23 protein-coding genes and 1 pseudogene are annotated in these 21,548 nt (G+C 43.6%); 21 read left to right on the forward strand and 3 right to left on the reverse strand.

What is annotated here, in order from left to right; translation table 11 throughout:
- The first annotated feature begins 11 nt into the window (after nt 1-11).
- The 14 genes from FGG79_RS03080 to FGG79_RS03145 all read left to right on the forward strand — a co-directional run bounded on the left by FGG79_RS03080 (nt 12) and on the right by FGG79_RS03145 (nt 11,572).
- Nucleotides 12-575, forward strand: coding sequence for an FAD synthetase (locus FGG79_RS03080; protein ID WP_138776285.1), 564 nt, complete (start codon nt 12-14; stop codon nt 573-575).
- A 13-nt stretch (nt 576-588) separates the two neighbouring features.
- A complete protein-coding gene (locus FGG79_RS03085) occupies nt 589-1,146 on the forward strand; it encodes an NADPH-dependent FMN reductase (protein WP_138776286.1) in 558 nt (185 codons plus the stop codon).
- A gap of 97 nt (nt 1,147-1,243) precedes the next feature.
- Nucleotides 1,244-1,783: a 3-hydroxyanthranilate 3,4-dioxygenase gene (locus tag FGG79_RS03090; protein WP_138776287.1), complete on the forward strand. Its 540-nt coding sequence runs from the start codon at nt 1,244-1,246 to the stop codon at nt 1,781-1,783.
- Nucleotides 1,768-2,778, forward strand: coding sequence for an amidohydrolase family protein (locus FGG79_RS03095; RefSeq protein ID WP_171050773.1), 1,011 nt, complete (start codon nt 1,768-1,770; stop codon nt 2,776-2,778). Before FGG79_RS03090 ends, FGG79_RS03095 begins: the two co-directional genes overlap by 16 nt.
- A gap of 4 nt (nt 2,779-2,782) precedes the next feature.
- On the forward strand, nt 2,783-3,262 hold the full coding sequence (locus tag FGG79_RS03100; protein WP_138776288.1) for a RidA family protein: 480 nt from the start codon (nt 2,783-2,785) through the stop codon (nt 3,260-3,262).
- Complete coding sequence (locus FGG79_RS03105) at nt 3,259-4,719, forward strand: aldehyde dehydrogenase (RefSeq protein WP_138776289.1); 1,461 nt, start codon at nt 3,259-3,261, stop codon at nt 4,717-4,719. The genes FGG79_RS03100 and FGG79_RS03105 overlap by 4 nt, the downstream gene beginning before the upstream one ends.
- 56 nt (nt 4,720-4,775) lie before the next feature.
- The gene (locus FGG79_RS03110) at nt 4,776-5,555 is read left to right on the forward strand and encodes a 2-keto-4-pentenoate hydratase (protein ID WP_138777558.1); all 780 of its coding nucleotides are present in this window, start codon (nt 4,776-4,778) and stop codon (nt 5,553-5,555) included.
- 13 nt (nt 5,556-5,568) lie between these two features.
- Complete coding sequence (locus FGG79_RS03115) at nt 5,569-6,459, forward strand: acetaldehyde dehydrogenase (acetylating) (protein ID WP_138776290.1); 891 nt, start codon at nt 5,569-5,571, stop codon at nt 6,457-6,459.
- A 10-nt stretch (nt 6,460-6,469) separates the two neighbouring features.
- On the forward strand, nt 6,470-7,498 hold the full coding sequence (gene dmpG, locus FGG79_RS03120) for a 4-hydroxy-2-oxovalerate aldolase (RefSeq protein WP_138776291.1): 1,029 nt from the start codon (nt 6,470-6,472) through the stop codon (nt 7,496-7,498).
- A 3-nt stretch (nt 7,499-7,501) separates the two neighbouring features.
- Complete coding sequence (locus tag FGG79_RS03125; RefSeq protein ID WP_138776292.1) at nt 7,502-8,299, forward strand: 2-keto-4-pentenoate hydratase; 798 nt, start codon at nt 7,502-7,504, stop codon at nt 8,297-8,299.
- Nucleotides 8,300-8,482: 183 nt separating this feature from the next.
- Complete coding sequence (locus tag FGG79_RS03130; protein ID WP_138777560.1) at nt 8,483-9,502, forward strand: TRAP transporter substrate-binding protein; 1,020 nt, start codon at nt 8,483-8,485, stop codon at nt 9,500-9,502.
- A gap of 18 nt (nt 9,503-9,520) precedes the next feature.
- Complete coding sequence (locus FGG79_RS03135) at nt 9,521-10,051, forward strand: TRAP transporter small permease (protein ID WP_138776293.1); 531 nt, start codon at nt 9,521-9,523, stop codon at nt 10,049-10,051.
- Nucleotides 10,048-11,328 (forward strand): TRAP transporter large permease, encoded by a 1,281-nt coding sequence (locus FGG79_RS03140; protein WP_138776294.1) that lies wholly within the window; start codon nt 10,048-10,050, stop codon nt 11,326-11,328. The genes FGG79_RS03135 and FGG79_RS03140 overlap by 4 nt, the downstream gene beginning before the upstream one ends.
- A gap of 58 nt (nt 11,329-11,386) precedes the next feature.
- Nucleotides 11,387-11,572 carry a tautomerase family protein gene (locus tag FGG79_RS03145; protein WP_138776295.1) on the forward strand — a complete coding sequence of 62 codons (186 nt, stop codon included), beginning with the start codon at nt 11,387-11,389 and terminating at the stop codon, nt 11,570-11,572.
- A 350-nt stretch (nt 11,573-11,922) separates the two neighbouring features.
- On the opposite strand, the gene FGG79_RS03150 is transcribed toward FGG79_RS03145, so the two are convergent.
- Complete coding sequence (locus tag FGG79_RS03150; RefSeq protein ID WP_138776296.1) at nt 11,923-12,267, reverse strand: ABC transporter; 345 nt, start codon at nt 12,265-12,267, stop codon at nt 11,923-11,925.
- Nucleotides 12,268-12,727: 460 nt separating this feature from the next.
- Here FGG79_RS03150 and FGG79_RS03155 point away from each other — a divergent pair, with 460 nt between their 5' ends.
- Nucleotides 12,728-12,979 carry an AbrB/MazE/SpoVT family DNA-binding domain-containing protein gene (locus tag FGG79_RS03155; protein ID WP_138776297.1) on the forward strand — a complete coding sequence of 84 codons (252 nt, stop codon included), beginning with the start codon at nt 12,728-12,730 and terminating at the stop codon, nt 12,977-12,979.
- On the forward strand, nt 12,979-13,377 hold the full coding sequence (locus FGG79_RS03160; protein WP_171050774.1) for a type II toxin-antitoxin system death-on-curing family toxin: 399 nt from the start codon (nt 12,979-12,981) through the stop codon (nt 13,375-13,377). Before FGG79_RS03155 ends, FGG79_RS03160 begins: the two co-directional genes overlap by 1 nt.
- A gap of 181 nt (nt 13,378-13,558) precedes the next feature.
- Here the strand turns inward: FGG79_RS03160 and FGG79_RS03165 are convergent, their stop codons facing one another.
- Nucleotides 13,559-14,821, reverse strand: a complete 1,263-nt coding sequence (locus FGG79_RS03165; protein WP_138776299.1) for a helix-turn-helix domain-containing protein — start codon at nt 14,819-14,821, stop codon at nt 13,559-13,561.
- Nucleotides 14,822-15,001: 180 nt separating this feature from the next.
- Between FGG79_RS03165 and FGG79_RS03170 the strand changes: the two genes are divergently transcribed.
- The 5 genes and pseudogenes from FGG79_RS03170 to FGG79_RS03190 all read left to right on the forward strand — a co-directional run bounded on the left by FGG79_RS03170 (nt 15,002) and on the right by FGG79_RS03190 (nt 20,574).
- The gene (locus FGG79_RS03170) at nt 15,002-15,871 is read left to right on the forward strand and encodes an ABC transporter permease subunit (protein ID WP_138776300.1); all 870 of its coding nucleotides are present in this window, start codon (nt 15,002-15,004) and stop codon (nt 15,869-15,871) included.
- On the forward strand, nt 15,868-16,893 hold the full coding sequence (locus tag FGG79_RS03175; RefSeq protein WP_138776301.1) for an ABC transporter permease: 1,026 nt from the start codon (nt 15,868-15,870) through the stop codon (nt 16,891-16,893). The genes FGG79_RS03170 and FGG79_RS03175 overlap by 4 nt, the downstream gene beginning before the upstream one ends.
- Nucleotides 16,894-17,394: 501 nt before the next feature.
- Nucleotides 17,395-18,882, forward strand: a pseudogene (locus tag FGG79_RS03180) (phytoene desaturase family protein).
- Nucleotides 18,883-18,896: 14 nt separating this feature from the next.
- The gene (locus FGG79_RS03185; protein WP_138776302.1) at nt 18,897-19,397 is read left to right on the forward strand and encodes a glycosyl-4,4'-diaponeurosporenoate acyltransferase CrtO family protein; all 501 of its coding nucleotides are present in this window, start codon (nt 18,897-18,899) and stop codon (nt 19,395-19,397) included.
- Between the two features lie 70 nt (nt 19,398-19,467).
- A complete protein-coding gene (locus tag FGG79_RS03190) occupies nt 19,468-20,574 on the forward strand; it encodes a glycosyltransferase family 2 protein (protein ID WP_138776303.1) in 1,107 nt (368 codons plus the stop codon).
- A 372-nt stretch (nt 20,575-20,946) separates the two neighbouring features.
- On the opposite strand, the gene FGG79_RS03200 is transcribed toward FGG79_RS03190, so the two are convergent.
- Nucleotides 20,947-21,540 (reverse strand): hypothetical protein, encoded by a 594-nt coding sequence (locus FGG79_RS03200; protein ID WP_171050775.1) that lies wholly within the window; start codon nt 21,538-21,540, stop codon nt 20,947-20,949.
- Between the last annotated feature and the right edge of the window lie 8 nt (nt 21,541-21,548).

The following is a 21,548-nucleotide window of genomic DNA, read 5'->3' on the forward strand; positions in this document are numbered from 1 at the left end:
GTGATGGCTGGATGGAAGCACATGTTTATTCTTCGTTGGAATTGCCTCGATCGGTGGTTGCCATTGGCGCTTTTGACGGTGTCCATCGGGGTCAACAAGCCGTAATACGCCAGTCAGTACAGAGAAGCAGGAAGCTCGGGGTTCCAAGTGTCGTGTATACCTTCGACCCGCCGCCCCGTGTGTTTTTTCAAGGAGCAAGGATGCTGACCCCCGTGGAGGAAAAGTTGGATAAAATAGGAAAACTGGGTACCCGGCATGCTGTGGTTGCCCGATTTGATGAAGTGTATGCAGAGAGAAGTGCATACGAATTTATCGGATGTTTGGCGAAGCTTAACCCGGTGGAGATCATTGTTGGCGGGGATTTCCACTTTGGCAAAGATCGATTGGGAGATCTAAAACTTCTTGAAAAATATTTTAACGTACGTGTAACAAAACCGGTATTCTGTCCTCAAGGCGGCGTGATCTCTTCATCCAGGATCCGCCAGCTGATTTCAGATGGGGAGCTTAACCTCTCGAAATCATTGCTAGGTTGGGAGCCTGGAGTTCATGCGAAGAATCATATTTTACAAGAATAGGAGGCGAAAACGAATGAAATTGCTCGGTATATCAGGCACCATCGTCGGAGCCAAGACAGGGATTGTGGTCCGTAAAGTGCTTGAAGAAGTGACAAAGAAGTACCCTGATATCGAGGTGGAAATGCTCGATATGATGGATTATAACGTTGAGTTCTGTGATGGCCGTCCTGCTGAAAAATATTCGGACGATACCAGGGCTGTGATTGAAAAAGTATCGTCTGCCGATTTTTATGTGATTGGAACACCTATTTTCCAGGGCTCGATTCCAGGGGTATTGAAGAACCTATTTGATTTGATCCACCCGGCCGCCTTCAGGAATAAGGTGATGGGGTTTGTCGCAAATGGTGGAACGTATCAGCATTTTCTCGTAATCGAAAACCAGTTGAAGCCCATTGCTGGTTATTTCCGGGCCTTCGTTGCACCTTGCCATGTATACGCAACCTTCGATCATTTCAACCTGGAAAACCAAATCGTAGATGAGGATTTGTTGAATCGGATTTCAATTCTCGCAGATGAAGTGGTCCATATGCAAAGGTCATTAAAAGGAAGTCCGGTCGAGATGGCAGACTGATTGTAATAAGAGATATGAGATGAATTGTAGTAAAAGCTGGTAATGCCAAGAAGAATCTTTAACTGATATTACAAGAATCGAAGGGAGACGAGGAAATATGAAAAGTCAATTTGTACCGATTAATCTAATGCAATTTATTGAGGAAAATAGAGATCAGCTCAAACCACCGGTCAACAATAAGGTGATCTGGAAGGATGCTGAGCTGATGGTCATGCTTCTAGGAGGACCGAACAAAAGACGCGATTTCCACGTTGATCCGTCCGAAGAGGTTTTCTATCAAATACAGGGCAGTTGTTATGTAGAGGTTATCAATGCAGAAGGAAAGCGTGAAGTAGTGGAGGTAAAGGAAGGTGAAATGTTTCTTCTTCCAGCGAACGTTCCGCATTCTCCGCACCGAGTGGAGAACACGATCGGACTTGTTATCGAACGCAACCGTGCACAAGGTGAACTTGAGGACTTTGTTTGGTTCTGTGATGAGTGCGACCATGAAATGCACCGTGCCACGATTCAACTGACTAACATTGAAAAGCAGGTAAAGGAAGCCATTGCAAGCTTTAATGGAAACGAGGAACTTCGCAAGTGTGAAAATTGTGGATACATGATGCCTCCGGAAGCGAGTGAATGGAAATGCGAGTAGACTTCCATACCCATATCATTCCTGAGGATTTCAGCGAGCTGACGAAGCGTTTCGGCGGCGACAAATGGCCGAAGCTGGAGCGTACTTGTGCATGCGGTGCAAACATCATGATTGCCGGGAAAGTGTTCCGTGAAGTGACAGACCAGGTGTGGAACGCTGAGAAGAGGATTAAGGATATGGAGAGGGAAGGGGTCGATATGCAAGTTCTTTCTCCCATTCCTGTAACGTTCTCATACTGGGCACCAGCTGAAGAAGCAGAAATTTTGGCTCGTGTTCAAAATGATTTTATCGCTGACCTGGTAAACCAGTACCCGACTAAGTTCATTGGACTGGGTGCTGTGCCGATGCAGAATGTAGATGTAGCAATCCGGGAAATGGACCGCTGCAAGCATGAATTAGGCATGAGCGGCATAGAGATTGGCACAAATATAAACGGTATGAACCTTGATGATCCTGGTTTAATTGAGTTTTTTGAGATGGCTGAAAAATGGGATGTTCCATTGTTTATCCACCCATGGGAAACACTTGGCAAGGAGCGGATGCCTCGTCACAACCTCATGTATACAGTAGGGATGCCGAGTGAAACGGCTCTGGCTGGAGGAAGTTTGATCCTTGGCGGAATCATGGATAAATTCCCTAAGCTGAAAATCTGCCTGGCTCATGGCGGCGGCTCGCTGCCCTATTTGCTGCCTCGTCTTGATCAAGGGTGGAAAGTCTGGCCGCACCTGCGTCTTCTGGATAAGCCACCCAGCCATTACGCAAAACAGTTTTACTATGATTCCCTTGTAAATGAACCAGTGAACCTGAACTACTTAGTGCAGAATTTCGGCCATGAACGAATCATTATGGGCTCTGATTATCCATTCCTGTTAAGAGAGGTCCCGCCGGGTAAGGTCATTGATGAAACGGTTGGATTGTCAAAGGAACAAACGGAAGCAATACTTGGTAAAAATGCGCTACGGTTCTTGAATATACCAGTCAAAGTGGGGAGTTGATTTGATGAAACAGGTACAGGTGACACCTGAAGAACGCTTGAAGGAACTTGGCCTGAACTTGCCGGCTCCACGCCCTGCAGCAGGGAACTATGCAAGCTGTGTAAGGACCGGCAATCTGATTTTCACATCCGGCCAGGGGACGAATGAATACCGGGGACGACTTGGGGAGGATGTTTCGGTTGAAATCGGCTATGATGCAGCGAAACAATGCATGCTGAACCTTTTGACAGTTCTAAAGCAGGAACTGGGTGAGTTAAGCAAAGTGAAGCGGGTTGTAAAAGTGCTTGGTTTCGTGAACAGCACCCCTGACTTTACCGATCAGCCGAAGGTCTTGAATGGTGCCTCGGATCTGCTCGTGCAGGTGTTTGGGGAGTTCGGGAAGCATGGCCGTTCTGCTGTAGGCATGGCGCAGCTGCCCCTTAACAATGCCGTCGAGGTTGAAATGATTGTTGAAGTCGAGGATGAGGAGGGTGTTTTAAGATGAAACTGACTCAACCACAAAAATTAAAAGATGCCAAACTCTTTATTTATGGTGAATACCGTGATGCGATGTCTTGTGAAACCTTTGATACGATTGATCCTTCGACCAATAGAAAGCTCGCTTCGGTTGCTAAAGCTGGTGTTGAGGATGCTAAACACGCGATTGATGTAGCACAAAAGACGTTCGATAGCGGTGTTTGGAGCAAGATGTCGGTTGCTGAAAGGTCAAAGATATTGTGCAGAATGTCTGACCTGGTCATGGAAAAGGTTGATGAATTGGCACTGGTTGAAACCCTCGATGTCGGGAAGCCGATTAAGGAGAGCCGGGGGTTTGATATTCCCCGGGCAGCTGCGAATTTGCGCTTCTTTGCTGAAATGGCTAACTACATAAACCATGAGCATTATGACCAGGCACGATACATGTCTTATTCAAAATATGCTCCCGCTGGTGTGACAAGCCTGATCATTCCATGGAATCTCCCATTCATGCAAATGACATGGAAGGCATCGGCGGCAATGGCTGCAGGCAATACAGTTGTAGTAAAGCCAGCTTCTTATACTCCATTAAGCGCAGTGATGCTCGGGGAAATTGCCAATGAGGCAGGGCTGCCACCAGGGGTGTTGAATATTATCACGGGTCCTGGAGGGACAGTCGGAACAGAATTGACTAGAAATCCATCCGTAAGACGAATTTCATTTGTCGGTGATAGCACGACTGGCCGCACGGTGATGCAGAATGCCGCATCTCAGCTGATTCCCGTTTCTCTGGAGCTAGGCGGAAAGTCCGCGAATATCGTGTTTGAAGATGCTGATTTGGAGGAAGCGGTTGCCGGGTCGATTGAAGCCATCTTCAGAAATCAGGGTGAGATTTGTCTGGCAGGATCACGTCTGCTTGTCCAGGAAAGCATTTACGATCGATTTTTGGAGAAGTTTGTGGAAGCAGCACGTGCCATCAAAGTCGGTAATCCACTTGATGAGGATACAGATATGGGTGCTCTTGTTTCAAAGGGACATCTCGAGACAGTTGATGGATATGTGCAAGTCGGTCTGCAAGAAGGTGCGAAGCTGGCAACTGGCGGAAAGACTATTACCTCCCTTGGAGAAGGCAATTTCTATGAACCTACTGTTCTGTATGATGTAGACAATAAAATGCGTGTCGCCCAGGAAGAGATCTTCGGCCCTGTACTGACTGTCATTCCTTTTAAAACGGAAGAAGATGCAGTACAAATGGCCAATGATTCCATGTACGGTCTGGCTGGCGTCGTGTGGACAAATGATCTGCGCCGTGCCCATCGTGTAGCAGCTAATGTAAATACTGGCCTGCTGTGGATCAACTGCTGGTATTACCGCGACTTACGCACACCGTTTGGCGGATCGAAAGCGAGCGGCATAGGACGTGAAGGCGGCAGGCACAGCTTCGAGTTTTATACCGAAGCAAAGACGATCACCATGAAGCTATAGAAGGAAGCGCATAGCTTGATAGAAAATATTAAATGGTAGAAAAGGAGGGTGAATCGATGAATGCGTCGATCGAAAACATTGCTCATACACTTTTAAAGGCGGAAAAAAGCAAAGAAGCGGTATCACCGTTAACTTCACAATTTACGAATCTTAATGTAACGGACGCCTACCACGTTCAGCTGGAGGTCATAAAGAGAAAGCTTAAAGGAGGCCGCACGGTCATCGGCAAAAAAGTTGGCCTGACCAGTGTCGCGATGCAAAGAATGCTTGGAGTGGATGAGCCTGATTATGGTCATTTGCTGGATGATATGAAAGTGGAAAATGGCGGAACAGTAAAGATGTCCAACTTCCTCAGTCCTAAAATTGAGGCGGAAATCGGCTTTGTATTAAGCGAAGACTTAGAAGGTCCGAATGTTACTTTTCTGGATGTGTTGATGGCAACGGATTGCGTGGTACCGACCCTTGAGATTATCGACAGCCGGATTGCTGATTGGAAAATCGGTCTTGTTGATACGGTTGCTGATAATGGATCATCGGCGATGGTTGTGGTTGGAGAGCAAATGACAGACATCACCGGAATCGACCTTCGCAGTGTAGGGATGATTTTATCCAAGAATGGTGAAATGATTGCGACAGGATCAGGTGCTGCTGCTCTTGGGCATCCGGCACATGCGATTGCCTGGCTGGCAAATAAACTTCATGAATTCGGAATTACCCTTAAGGCTGGAGAACTGATTTTGCCGGGAGCACTTTCTGCGGCGATTACAGTAGCTGAAGGAGATACAGTTACAGCTCAATTCGGTCCGGTCGGATCTGTGTCAGTCACTTTTGAATAGAGGAGTGGAAGAATTGGCAAAAATCAAAGCAGCAATCATTGGTTCTGGAAATATCGGAACAGATCTAATGTATAAACTTGAACGGAGTAAAGTCATCGATCTCCAGGCGATGATTGGGATCGACCCCGAGTCCGATGGCTTGAAGCGTGCGAAGGAACGGGGCTATCTTGCCTTCGATAATGGCATCCAGGCATTAAAAGATCATCCTGAAATCGCAGACATCGTATTTGATGCTACATCTGCAAAGACCCATGTAAGACATGCTAAGGTACTCGCTGAATTGGAGAAGCTTGCCATTGATCTGACTCCGGCAGCTAGAGGCCCATTCGTCTCACCAGCCGTCAAAAATGAACATTACCTAGATGAAAAGAACGTCAATATGATTACTTGTGGAGGTCAGGCGACGATTCCGATTGTCCATGCGATCAACTCGGTCGCCGATGTAAGTTACGCGGAGATTGTAGCAACGATTTCGTCCAAGAGTGCAGGACCGGGCACGCGTGCAAACATTGATGAATTCACGATTACAACCCGCCGGGGAATGGAAGTAGTGGGTGGTGCCGACAAGGGGAAGGCCTTGATTATTCTCAATCCCGCAGAGCCCCCGATTTTAATGCGTGACACCATTTATTGTGAAGTGAAAAATATGGATGAAGGTGCGATTACAAAATCGATTGAGCATATGGTCGAAACGGTGAAGCAATATGTTCCTGGATATCGCCTCAAACAGGATCCCTTATTTGATGGAAACAAAGTGACGGTTTTCATTGAGGTCGAAGGTGCGGGGGACTATTTCCCGGTGTATGCAGGAAACCTTGATATCATGACGGCTGCGGCGACCCGGGTTGCTGAGGATTTTGCGATCCATATACTTGAAAAACAGAGTGTCAAATCGAAAGGCTAGGTGAATTTTTTTGAATCGCAAAAGTGATAAGCCTATCAAGATTACGGAAGTTTGCCTGCGTGACGGGAGCCATGTCATGCAGCATCAATATACAAAAGAACAGGTGCGACGTGTCACCCGCGAACTTGATGATGCAGGAATGCATTACATTGAAGTGAGCCATGGCGATGGAATAGGAGGCTCGACGCTGCAGTATGGAAAGTCCCTCGTTGATGAGATGGAACTGATCGAAGCAGCTGTCGATGAATGTAAAAACTCAAAGGTCGCTGTGCTTCTTATACCTGGAATCGGTACAGTACATGAGCTAAAGCAGGCACATCAGCTAGGGGCGGGTCTGGTCAGGGTAGCCACACATGTTACAGAAGCTGACGTTTCGGCCCAGCATATCAGTATGGCGCGGGAGCTGGGAATGGAGACACTTGGATTTCTGATGATGGCCCATATGGCTCCGACTGAAAAATTGGTCGAGCAGGCGAAACTGATGGAAAGCTATGGAGCTCAGGCAGTATATGTGACTGATTCTGCAGGAGCCCTTTTGCCCCATGAAGTAAAAGAGAAAATCGCAGCACTAAGAGATACATTGTCTATTGAAGTAGGTTTCCATGCTCATAATAATCTCTCATTGGCCGTTTCGAATACACTGGCAGCTATTGAAGAAGGTGCTACGAGAATCGATGGAAGTGTCAGATGTCTGGGTGCCGGTGCGGGGAACGCTCAAACTGAAGTTTTATTGTCCGTATTGGACCGAATGGGTATGGACGTAGGGATTGATATTTATAAAATGATGGATTTGGCTGAAAATACGGTTGGGCCAATGATTCCAAGGCCTCAGGAAATTAACAGAGGCAGCCTGCTTTTGGGATATGCCGGGGTGTATTCCAGTTTCCTGCTGCATGCTGAACGGGCCGGCCAGAGATTTGGTATTGATTCAAGAGATATTTTAATAGAGTTAGGCAAAAGGAAAGTTGTAGGCGGCCAGGAGGATATGATCCTTGATGTTGCTGCCGAATTGGCAAAAGCACGAAAGCTGGAGGTGTAAAGGATGGCGATTACAAAGGGAGTCGACCTGGAAATCGTAGAATACTTATATTCCGCAGAAAAAGAATGTCGTGAAGTGGTAAAAGTAACCGACCGTTATCCGGAATTGAGTTTTGATGATGCTTATTTAATCCAAGAAAAATTGATCGAGAGACGCGAGAAGGAAGACGCTAAAAAAATCGGGTTGAAACTGGGTTTGACGAGCAAGGCAAAACAGCAAATGATGGGGGTCCATGAAGCCATTTATGGATACTTGACCGATGACATGCTCGCATTGGAGTGGGAACCCCTCGATTTTACCGATTTTATCCACCCGAAAGCAGAGCCAGAGATTGCTTTTTTTATCGAAGAGGATTTGGAAGGGACAAATGTTACGACTGAGGATGTACTGAGAGTGACTAAATTTGTAGCTCCGGCAATTGAAATTATCGACAGCCGCTATTTAAACTTTAAGTTCACTCTGGCTGATGTCATCGCAGATAACTGTTCTTCCTCAAAATTCCTCATCGGCAGCAAGTGGATGTCTCCAAAGGATCTGGACTTGGGGCAGCTCGGAATGGTTATGTCGAAAAACGGAGAGGTTTTCCAAACCGGGTCGAGTGCAGCGGTACTGGGGCACCCGGCAACTTCGGTTGCATGGGCAGTCAACAAGCTTGGTGAAGTTGGTAAGGGAATTAAAAAGGGCGACGTCATACTAAGTGGAGCCGTTTCCGAAGCGATCAGCTTCGAACCTAATGATACGATTTTGGTCCAATTCGCAGAGCTTGGCAGTGTCACTTTTTCTTGCAAATCCAGCACTTAGTTCCTGTGACTAAGTGTCTGTCTTTATATTTTAGAATATTCAAAATATATAGTTGAATTTCTCCTTCTATGTTAAGTACTTTACACATTTTGTAGGAGAAAGTGACTATAATCACAGGTAGAGACAGCTTTGGGGAATTTATTGGAATCGTTTTCAAAAAAGGAGATAAAAGGGGTGCAAGAAATGATGGGTTTAAGGAAACTAGGGCTGACATTATTAACTTTTTTGCTGGTGCTGACGGCTGCTGCCTGCGGCAATGACAACGATGCAAAGCCTGCATCTGGATCTGAATCTGGTGAGAAGTATACATTCAAGCTGGCACACATTACCCCGACAGATCATATGTGGCATAAGGCTGCAGAGAAATTCAAAGAAGAATTGGATAAGCGTTCCGATGGAAGAATGCAACTTGAAATTTATCCAGCGAGCCAGCTTGGTACAGAAGCAGATATGGTACAGCAAATTTCTTCAGGTTCTGTAGACTTCGGATTCATAACTGCTGCCTATATGAGTTCTCGTGCTCCTGCATTTACGGCATGGTTCGCTCCATATGCTTTTAAAGATTTGGAAGCTGCGAATGCTGCACGTGATTCAGAAGTCGCGAAGAAGATTCTTGCAACACTGGATGACCAGGGACTCAAAGGTTTGGATTACCTTTTTGCAGGGAACCGGGTCATGCTGTTCAAGGATAAGGAAGTCAAGAAGCCTGAAGACTTGAAGGGTCTTTCCTTCCGTGTAACACCAAGCCCGCCGCTTCAGGATTTTTACAAATCAATGGGAGCTTCACCTGAATCATTACCTTTGCCCGAAGTATACGCTGCCATCCAGACTGGTGTCATCGATGGGATGGATATGGACCTGGACGCTTCAATCACCAATAAATACTATGAAGTTGCCAACTATGGGGCGGTGACAAATCACATGGTATGGCCGGCAGTTGCCATGATGAACAAAGAAGAATATGAAAAAATGTCTGATAGTGATCAAAAGATTATTGATGAATCCATTAAGGCTGCTGCAGAGTATGCAGTAAAAACCCGTTCCGGACAAGAAGAGGAATTCAAAAAGACTCTTAGTGATGCAGGGATGAAAATCTATGAAATTGACCAAAAGTTATTCGATCCTTATATCAAGCAATTCGATGAAAAGTATGGACCAACTGATCCACTGATTCAGGAATTCATCGATACATTCCGGGAATAACCTAATGGAGGGAAATGCGTGAAATACATCAGCAATATGGTAGCCAGTTTCGAAAAGAAACTGGCTATTATCCTAATGTTTGCAATGGCTGTCATTGTCGCGGCTGCAGTGGTTTTTAGATATGTGTTCAATGAACCTCTATTCTGGGCAGGGGAAGTATCGGTTTTTATTCTAATCTACATAACGTTCATAGGAGGGAGCCTTGGTCTTAAGTATAAGACACAGGCATGCATGACGCTCATCACGGATTATCTTCCTGCGAAGGTAAATAAATGGGTGGCGATTTCAGCACATATTTTTATGCTCTTGTTCATGGCCATTCTATTATTCTATTGTTTTTCATGGATTACTTCACCTACCGTCGCAATCCAAAAATCGAGCGCAATATTGCTGCCTATGGTGATTCCATATGCGATTCTGCCGGTTGGTCTGCTATTTGCTTCGATTCATTTACTAAGCAATATGCTTGAGATTATAAAGAATCAACGTATTGAAAGTGAAATTGTCCATAATCTCCAAGCTGCCGCAAAGGAGAGTGAAGAAAAATGATGCTGCTTGTCATATTGGCTTTTGTCGTATTTTTATTGATGGGCATTCCTATCGCCTTGGTGCTGGGGATGACGACAGTTGTATATTTTTTAGTAACAGGTAATACAATGCTGCTAGAATCAACACCACAAAGGCTATATTCAGGCATGGAGAATTTCGGATTGCTTGCGATTCCTTTGTTCATGCTTACCGGGGAGTTGATGAATAGCGGAGGAATCACGAACAAGCTCGTTGTCTTTGCAAGGGTGCTTGTCGGACATGTTCGGGGGGGACTCGCCTATGTTACAGTCATTGCGAATATGTTCCTAGCTTCGATCCTGGGTTCTGCAAATGCCCAGGCAGCGATGATGAGTAAGGTCATGGTCCCCGAAATGGAGAAAGAAGGGTACACCCGTGAATTCTCTTCTGCATTGACCCTTGCATCCTCAATTGTTGCGCCAATTATTCCACCGAGCATGATTTTTATCATTTATGGAACCTTGTCGGGTACGTCCATTGGCGGGCTATTTATGGCAGGGATCATTCCAGGAACGATTTTCGGAATAGGTTTTATTGGATTGATAGCCTATTTAGGTTATAAACACAATTTTCCTCGTAGTGAAAGAGCAAGTTTTGGGCTTATTTGGAATTCCTTTGTAAAAGTATTGCCGGCTATTTTGGTTCCCTTTGTCATCATTGCCGGGATCCTGAGCGGGGCTTTTACTGCAACCGAGTCTGCTGCTGTAGCGAGTGTTATTGCTTTTGTGGTGGGGATGTTTTTTTACAGAGAATTGAAGTGGAAAAGTTTGCCGAAGATATTGATTAACACTGTAATTGGAACAGCTACGGTGACATTCTTGATCGCAATGGCGAACTTGTTTGGCTGGCTGATAGCGTTTGAACAGATTCCGCAATTGATTGCAAATTCAATGTTGTCCATCTCTGATAATCCGTTTGTATTTCTGCTGTTGGTCAATATCTTCTTGTTAATCATCGGCACATTGTTGGATGGCATTGCTGCGCTGATTATCCTGGTGCCGGTATTTATGCCGCTGGTGAGCGGGTTTCAAATCGACCCGATTCATTTCGGTGTGATCATATGTATTAACCTGACGATTGGTCTCTTGACACCACCGGTTGGAACAGGATTATTCATCGTATCCTCAATAGCCGAAGTAAGGTTTGAAAGCTTAATCAAAGCGGTAACGCCAATGCTCCTATTAGGTATTGCTATGCTATTGATCGTTACTTACTGGGAACAGACCACATTGTTCATTCCAAGATTATTAGGATTCTAACAGCTGAAGGTGGTGCCTGTGTCACCACCTGAATTTTTACCAAAGAGGTGATGGTTCGATGCCAATTATTCAAGTACAGGTGCTTGAAGGGCGGAGTGATGAGAAGATAAAGGATTTAGTGGCTGGAATCACTAAAACTGCTGTTGAAACACTTGGAGTTAAACCTGAACAGGTCCGTGTGATTGTGCAGCCAATCCCTCATAAGTATTGGGGTGTCGGGGGGATTACGAAGGAGAGCGATTGAGCCAGGGGTACAGGTACGTTGGTACGATGATTTGAATGGGTCAATGGAAGCAGGGGGACGGTTCTATTGCTTCGGTTTGAGTGGACTGGGGTTCAGTCGGCTCAAGGATAGATGGTGATAAAGGAGAGGGATTGGGCTGTTGGTGACGGAGTATGCGGTGATTGGTTTCTGGTAGATGTAAAAAGGAAGCAAAAGAACCGTCCCCAGAAAGTAGTGCCTGACCCTCGACATAATAAAGCATTATTGTACCAAGGTAGAGTGGGGACGATTCCCACTCTACTTTTCTTGTTTCCAAGCCTTGTTCATCAGAAAAGTAGGATAAGCCGTCCCCTGTTAGTCCCGTCCCTCTTTCAATTCAGTCTTAATGATTTTTTGAACTCATTATAGGCCTGAAGAGAGTAATCGTCACCGAATTCGAGGATGATTTCTTGTATTCTTTCTTGTTCCTGGTCTAAGGTTGGATGCACTTCTGTTGTATTCGCTATTTCATAGACGGTATGAAGAAAGTCTACCATTTCTCCTATTATGAAGGCGTTACGTAACTTTTTAAACTCTTGAATGACGACTGGTATGTATTGAAAAGCTTCCTCAGGAGTCATATTTGTGGTGATTTCTTCAAAGGATTGGCTGAAGTACCATTCGTCAAGATCGAGCTTCTCCTGCCAGTTTATAAATACTTCATGTAATGGTTTCATGGAATTCACCCTAATTTCTTCTTTTTTTATTGTACTTAAAATGAATGGAAATGGTGGACTTGCCTTTGACTATGAACGTCCTTTGCCTCTTTACACGGACACCGTTCGGCTGTCATTTAGAAGCGGATATGACTTCTTTTGCGCCGAATACTGCTTAGAATATCAGTGTTGTGTATGAAATTTTCTATTTTCCATTACCGTGTGTCACCTTTAGAGTTCATATTGCACCATCCACACATTAAGTGTACATAACTTACTTAAAGCCAATCTTAAATCAACCTTAAATTAACCCTAAATTTCAATCATCTCTGTCATTTTACTGGTGTATGGAGACGGGAATGATGGAAATACGGAATCTTTGTGTCTAATAGAAGAAAAAGGAAGCAGGTGAATCGTCCCCGTGGCTTTCTAACGTTAGTATGTTATAATAGTTATAACGTTATAATGAGAGGTGAGATAATTGGAACAATATGAACGGAAAGTTACAAAGATCGGAAATAGCTTTGGCATTACGCTTCCAACTGACCTGCTTAAGCAAGTCGGTTTAGCACAGGGAGATGATGTGCAGGTTGAGGTCATAGAAGGGAAAATTGTGTTGAGGAAAAAAGAACAGCTAACACTCCCCGAAGGCGTCGATGCTGAATTCATGGACATCTTGAATGATGTGATTAAGGAACATGACCAGGCATTTAAAGGGTTAGTGGATAAATAATGAAGGACATCATTTATTTGACCACGAATCAGGTAATTGCGATTAACACGATTCAAATTCGTCTGTATTCGCCAAATGAACCAGTGGGAGTTAAAGATGCACACCTTTTGGATTCAGCCATTAACCGTCCGAAACAATCAGCTTTTGGTCGTGATGCTTATCCTGAAATTTATGATAAGGCAGCGGATTTATTTGAATCCATTGCCAAAAACCATGCTTTCCATAATGCCAATAAACGAACGGCTCTTGCTTCACTCATTGTTTTCCTGAAGATCAATTATTATAAATGGACGATGGGAATCGAAGAAGAGCAAGATTTTACTGTGGATGTTGTGAATCACAAATATACGTTTGAAGAGATGACTTCTATCATTGAACAACACATTTTAAGAGTATAATGCCATTCTCATGGACTATTGAGAATGGTATTTTTTTGTTGGTGAGCAAGGGGATAGGTCCCTTGGCTCATAGATAGATTGTAATAAGAGGTGGGATTAGACGAGTGAAGGCTGTTTCGGAAAGATGAAAAGGAAGCATGAGAACCGTCTCTATGCTTACCGTTTTTTATTTCCGCACATCTTAGATAGATAAATATTTTTCCCAATAGGAAAGGGCTTTGGTTTTTTCGCCTTGGTGTAGGTAGATCTTACTCATTCGTTCATAAAGTTCTTTTTGAAATTCAACCTTTTCAGTTATTTCAAGAGTATGGTGTAGGAGGTTGATTGCTTCCTCAGTGTTCCCATCTGAAATGCACACATCCGCCATTAGTATATGCATTTTAACCATTTGTGGAGAATGATTGCATTCTTTGCTTTTCTTCATAAATAGAGTAAAGTACTCTTTTACTTTGACATATTGCTCATTATCGGAATAGGAAACAGACATTTCATAAAGTGTGTTTAAATAGCCAATGTCATCATTTAAGTGTATATAGAGATGATGGGCTTTTTGCAGGTATTCAATCGAGCGTTCAATTTGTTTATCATATCTATTTAGAATGCCAAGGTTTGTATACGTACCTGCCAGATTTAAAAGATCTTCAGATTCTTTGAAGAAAAATACTGCATGTTCATATGATTTCCGAGCCTCCTCATAGTTTAGTATCCGCCTTTGACATAGCCCCAGTACCATGTATGCTCTTCCGGTTTGGTAGAAGATTGACGTCCTCTTACTGCTGTCTATCGCTTGTTTCAGGAAGCGGATGGCAGAGTAGTATTCTCCTAATCTTGCATGTGCACTTCCTACGTTAATGAGTAATGCGATTTTTTCAGTGCCACTTAGTTTATGATAAATGGATTCGTTATAGGACTCATCAAGGTATTCAAATGCTTTGTGTATTTCATTATGCTCAATATAAAGATTCACTAAATGATTTGTGCTTCGGAGTCTTTCTTCTTTACGTGGTCCTGTGTATAGTTCACAACTTTTTTCATATAGTAAAATGGCATCCTTCGTATTCTTATACAGCTTTTCCTGAATTTTCCCCTTACAGAAGAAGAATAGTGCTTTTTCATTGTTATGCAAGTTTTCTTGAAACTTTTCGATTTCAATCATTTGTTCATTTACATTTGAAAAGTCCCCATTAATCACAGCGTATTCTAACGAAAAAAGAGCTTTTTTTACATCTAGCACTAATGCGGAAGTCTCATGATCTTCTAAAAATTCATTAATATCACATTTTAGCCGCTCACTAAATTTTTTTAGCAACTTAATAGAGGGCTGTACCTGCCCTTTCTCAATTTGACTAATATAACTGCGATTGACGATGCCATCGGCCAGGTCACTTTGGGTTAGCTTCTTTTTGGTACGTATTTCTTTAATCATTATTCCGACAGAATTCATTATAAAACGAGCCACCTTTTACAAAAAAGTATTGACAGAAAATTCTAATATGGTAAAGTTTGTATTGTTATTGAATTATAACATTAAAATTAAATTAATCAAAAAGTTAATAAAAATAACGAATTCTAGATTTTTTTAAAACCGGAAGGCGTCTAGTTAGTCTAAAAAGGGGGGAGTAACATGATTAAAAAAATAAAAAAATCATGGGGAGAAGCGCTATTGATTATAATCGGGATTATACTCGTCAGCGCTGCATCCGGAATATTCAAAGACCAAGCATTCTCCCTTATTACATACGCTGAAGAATTAGCTAGTTTATGTAAGGAATTAATGACACCTCATAAGTTAGTGTACACTAACCCCATCGCAGACGTTGAACGTCCGTTATTTCCTATCATATTTATTGCCTTTCTGAGCAGCGCGAAAATATTCTTTCTTTCCCTGGGTATGGCCCTCACAAGTTCTATTATTCTTTTAGTCATTTATTATTCTGTCGGCAAAAGGATTAGGAAGATCATGCAAGGCGTTTCTTTTTACCTTGGTGCGTTACCTGATATCTTTGTCATAGGAATCCTTCAAGTTTTTGTTGTTTGGTATTTTAAGAAATCAGGTATTCTATTAATTGATGTGGCTTCAGTCGGTGAAAATCAGGTGATTCTGTTCCCTGCCATTACACTCAGCATCCTCCCCACTTTTTTCTTTTTGGGCTCTATGGTATCTTTCCTGAAAGAAGAAGAGGGGCTTCCTTATGTGGAACTTGCCAAAGGGAAAGGTCTCAGTAAATACCGGATTATGTTCATTCATATGATGAGAAATGTATTGGTCAGTTTAACTTATCATGGTAAGCAGATTATATGGATGATGCTATCAAACCTATTAATCTTAGAATATTTATTTAATGTCTTTGGGGTCACATCTTTTTTATTTTCCTATAATACTCCATCCATTTTTGCTATCACGGCCATTATGCTTTTCATTCCATTATATCTTCTTTTGAAATTGCTCCAGCTTATGATTTCAAAGAAAATAGGGAAGGAGATGAGTCTTTGAGAACATATAACCGACATCATGTGATCATTACCGTTTGTTTGATGTTCATCGTTGTGTTAGTTGGAGGGAGCATTTACTTTAATGTTACGGATGGGAAGATCCCGAATACGTTTATTCTTTATGACGATGCTGGGAAAATCATTGGAGATGCGCCGTTTCCACCCTCCGCTGATTTTCCTTTTGGAACGGACCGAAAAGGAGATCATCTGTTTTATAAAGTATTGGAAGGGGCACAGTATACTCTTGGTGCAGCGATTGTCATTTCTATTCTCAGTTTCATCCTTTCATTTTATCTTGGTGTCGTCGGTGGGTTTATTCGATCAAAAGCGAAGAAATGGACTCAATCAATGTTCACATCGTTCTATTTTATCCCCCAATCCATTATTGCTTATAACGTTTTATATCCATTGTTGTGGGAGCCACCTAAAGGATTTGAAACAAGTTTTCAAGAAAGAGTCATTTTACAAGTGATTACCCTGGCCGTATTGACAGCACCCACCACGACGATCTTAATTTCGAATGAAACACAACAAATTCTTCAGAAAGAGTTTGTAACAAGTGCGAGAGTATTGGGAGGAAGTAAGTTTTTTCTCTTTCGGAAACATATTCTCCCCCATTTAAAACTGCGCCTCTTTATCATTTTCCCTAAAATTACGATACAAGTACTTTTAATTATTGCTCATTTAGGTTTCTTCCAACTCTACTTTGGAGGCACGGAGGTTTGTTACGGGCCGTTTTGTGATCCCCCTTTGCCAATCGTACAGGAGTGGTCGGGGATGATGTCGATGAACTTTATAGAATTGTATAATGGGTGGTGGATCTTTATGGTTCCCATGGCCTTTTTTGCATTGACGATTTTATCCTTAACAGGTATAGCTCAGGGGCTTGAGCGTCTCTTGGAAGAAGATGAAGAAGTTGCAATGTCTTCTTCTGAAAAAGGTGACGTGAAAGCACTAAACAAGAAGATGGATCAAAAATCTGATGCTGATTTTTCTAGGGTTACGAACCATTTTCGTGCATAATTCTATTCTATTTTAATTCAAGGTAAGAGAAAATGAGGAAGTGCCATCTTGGCACTTCCTCATCTTTTATAGAGAAGAATTTTAATCCTTCTATTATCTCGGCACCAGTTTATAACACCACTCCCCCATTGACCACTTTAAGAATCGTTCCCATTCTTCCTCAATGCTTCCATAAAGAAGGGTTATGCCACTTTTTATGGAATACTAGATACATAGAAAGATGAAAAATTCTTATCTATTCATATCAACATCTCTATTGCCGTTACCTGGCGAACCAGTCCGAATGAGTTGTTCTGAACGTCGAATATAGTAGAGCCCCAGAAAATCTCTTTAAAATACCCATTCCACGTTTTTTATTACATGAAGTTAGGGTATAAGATAGATGCAAAGGATACAGACTTGATGTAGTGGAAAAAGCACTGGCACAAGGTCAGGCAGATATTGTTACAGATAAACATACATACACCAAACAAGATTTCCGAACAGGAGGAACGGTAACCATTGAAAAATAAAACGGTACTGATCATTGGAGGCGGACTCGGCGGGGTGTCGGCGGCCATTACACTGGCACAGGCGGGATACGATGTCTCCTTATATGAAAAAAACGATCACATTGGAGGAAAGTTGAACCGGCTCGAGCAAGACGGCTTTGGGTTTGATCTGGGTCCGTCCATTTTGACGATGCCGCAGATCTTTGAGAAATTGTTTGCGGCCAGTGGTAAATCGATGAAGGATTATGTCCAGATAGAGAGGCTGGATCATCAATGACGTTCCTTTTTCCCCGATGGAAATGTCATAGACTTGTATGAAGATGTGAACGACATGCTAGAGAAGAATGCCTCTCTCAGTGAAAAGGACATTCGTGAATATCAACGTCTGCTGGAGCATTCGAAGACTCATTACGATATGACGGATAAAACGTTATTTAAAGGTGCGGATACGGCAAAAGGAATCGTCAAGCAGGCGGGACTGTTCAGTGTTTTGAAGAACATTGACCTGATGTCCACGGTGCATAAATCCCTCGATAAGCGGATCAGTCATGAGCAGTTTCGCGAAATGCTCTCCTATTTTATCAAGTATGTCGGTTCGTCCCCTTACGATGCGCCGGCCGTGATGAATATGATGATCTACATGCAGCATGACCAGGGAGCATGGTACGTTCCCGGCGGATTGCACAAGCTCGCGGATGCTCTTGTGAAGCTGGCGGAAGAAGTGGGGGTGACCGTCCAACTTGGACGACAGATCGTCAAGCTAGACAAGAAGGATGGCGATATTACCGGAGCCGTATTGGATGACGGAACACTGGTGACGGCCGATCATTATGTATCGAATATGGAAGTCATTCCGGTTTACGAGCGATTACTGGAGGAAGACAGCGATTATATTGAAAAATTAAAAATGAAATTCGAACCGGCGAGTTCCGGTCTCGTCATGCACCTCGGTGTGAAGAAGAGTTATCCGCAGCTGCGCCATCATAATTTCTTTTTCGCGGAAAATATGAAGGAGCAAATGGAATCGATCTTCCACCGCCATGAACTGCCGGAGGATCCGGTCATTTATCTCGTCAATGTCAATAAGACCGATCCGACACAGGCCCCTCCAGGACATGAAAATATCAAGGTGCTGCCTCATATTCCTTTTATCCGGGATGAGAATCCGTATACGCAAGAGGACTATGAACAATTCGCTGAGCGGGTCCTGATCAAATTGGAGAAGATGGGCCTCGATGGCTTGCGTGACAACATTGTCACCAGGGATATGTGGACACCGGAAGATATCAGGCGCACTTATGGTTCTGACCGCGGTGCGATTTATGGGACCGTGTCTGACAGTAAGAAGAATAAAGGCTTGAAGCATCCGAAACAGAGTGAGCGCTACGACAACCTCTACTTTGTCGGGGGGACGGTGAATCCGGGAGGCGGAATGCCGATGGTGACCTTAAGCGGCCAGCTTGTCGGTGAGAAAATTATGGAGAGGGATGCTTTATAAAAAGGGGTGATGTCATGATCGTATCACTGCCTGACCATTGGATCATAGTCATTGATGTGATTGCCTGGACGTTCTTTCATCTCTTCATTTCGGCGATTTGCTTGAAACTGCCTTTGACCTGGTTTTTGAAAGACCATTTCTGGTTTCGGATGTTCCCTTTTGAACAGTCTGGAGCATTGTGGCAGCGTTTATTCCGGGTGAAATCGTGGAAAGGTTTGATTCTGGATGGAACGATTTTTCTCAAAAAGGGATACAGCAAAAAGGGGTTGCATGGGACGAAGTCGAGGGACTTGAAGGTATTTGCCGCAGAAACGAAACGCGCGGAATTAACCCATTGGCTCTCCATTCTCCCTGCTCCGCTGTTCTTCATATGGAATCCAGTATCGGTAGGATGGGGGATGGTCCTGTATGCCATAGTCTTCAACGTACCGATTATCGTGGTTCAACGGTACAATCGGGGGCGTATATCGGCGATTACGTCAGGACTTGGCAAGAAATCAAGCAGGCAACAGTAAGTATGCAGCTACATAGAGGTTGAACGAGGATTTGCACGTTTGTGCGTTCTAGAGGAAGGAGGCAGGTTACATGACAGCTTCGGAAGTGATCAATCTCATCTTGGGTGTCCTGGGGGTTATCATTGGCATGATCATGTTTTGGTCCTTGCCGGTTCCGGGTTTCACCTCCAGAAATATGGTGGATTTGCCGTTTCTGTCCATCATTATCCCTGCCAGGAATGAAGAAAGCAGGATCTCTCCGTTATTGAAGTCATTGCAGGAGCAGCGATTCAAGGGATTTGAAGTCCTGTTGGTGGACGACGATTCATCGGATCGTACCGCGGCCATCGCAGAAAGCTACGGTGTAACGGTCCTGCAGAATAACGGGGCAGGGAAATCGTCGGCCTGCTGGCTAGGTGCCAAGGAGGCAAAAGGGAGCTGGTTGCTATTCCTGGATGCCGATACCAGATTCACCAGTGTGGATGGATTACGTAATCTCCTCCATTACTATCAGGGAAAAGGAGCCAGGGGTATCCTCGCATTGCAGCCATATCACACAGTGGAGCGTGTGTATGAGCACCTCTCCATTGTTTTTAACATCATCGTCGTTGTGGGCATGAATCTATTCACCGTCTGGGGATCCCGATTTAAAGCCGCCGGCTCGTTCGGTCCATGTATTCTATGTAATCGAGACGATTACTTCTTATCCGGTGGGCATGAGAAAATCGAGGGTGCCATCATGGATGATCTGGCATTGGGCGAGGCATTTCTTGATCAGAACCTTCCCGTTCGCTGCCTAGGCGGCAGGGGGATCATTTCATTTCGCATGTATCCGGAAGGCTTCGGAAGCCTTATCGAAGGCTGGTGCAAAAGTTTTGCCGTTGGTTCCAAGTCCACTCATCCCGTCGTCATGTTGATGGTCATTCTCTGGATTACCGGAAGTTTAACCACCGCGTCATCAATGATCTCTTCGATGATGGAGGAAAGAACCGCCGCTATGATTGCCAATGGGGTATTGTATATCCTCTATGCCGTTCAAACAGCATGGTTTGCCCGCAGGGTCGGGGATTTCAGATGGGGGTGTTTCCCTTTTTACCCGTTACTGTTTTTATTCTTCGCAGTGATTTTCCTTTATTCTTTCGTTCGGGTGAATATTTTCCATTCTGTGAAATGGAAGGGGCGTAAGATAAAGGTGTGAATTGCCTCTTTTCTAGCTGAATGATTGGCCATCGGGATTTTCTCTCAGACTCCCGTCGCGCTAAAGCTTTAGCACGACGGGGGTCTTGACCCTTTTTTCATGTATGACAAAACGGGTGTGGAGATGAAAGCCTTGGAAGGAATCATTCAATCATTATCAAATCAAGGATATACATTTGTCACAGTTAATGAGCTTCAGGAATTAAACGGTAACTAGTGTTGATGTTTTGTTCGGGTAGAGTGGGGACGGTTCTCGCTCTACTTTTCTTCTTTGGAAGGGAATAAAAACTCCCCAATAAAAAGCTCCATTGCACGCCTGAGGTTCACTGAAAAAGTAGGGTAAGAACCCTACCCTTTCTTCTTTTTGATTGTCTTACCCGACAATTCCCCTCATATCTTCAGGTGAATGAAATTCTGTCACTTCCCCTTTTTTTAGATCAACTATATAACGTCCATTGGTAGAGGAGTGTCCTGACACGAGTGAAGAATACCATATAATAACGTAATCTTTTATTGTTCCATCATAATTCACAAAGTGATTGTCATCTTCGATCAACTCGTCTTTTTCCTTCAAATACTCCTTCACTAACGATTCAGCTTTTGCTTTCTCCTTAGTTGTTGCTTTGTCTTCGACTTTAAGGTCACTATCTGGACTAGAAACTGTTTCGGTGTTTTGTTCTATGTCTTCATCAGTATTCATATTATCCTCAGAAGCATTATCCTCGTCGCTAGATATTTCAGATTCATTCACTCCACTTGTTATCGCACTGTCACCTTCGTTCTCGGAAGAATCTTCTTGCACAGAATCCTTCGAGTCTACAGATGAAGTGGTTTCATTCATATCAGAAGCCACTTGCGAGTTTTCTTCAGAAGTTCCAGCATCCGTCGTACTCTCCGGACCATTGGCACAACCACCAATTAACAAAGCCAGTGATAGGATGGCAACATTCATACACATTTTTTTCATCAAATCTT

The sequence above is a fragment of the Bacillus sp. BHET2 genome (genome assembly GCF_005938125.1).
Classification (GTDB): domain Bacteria; phylum Bacillota; class Bacilli; order Bacillales; family Bacillaceae_B; genus Rossellomorea.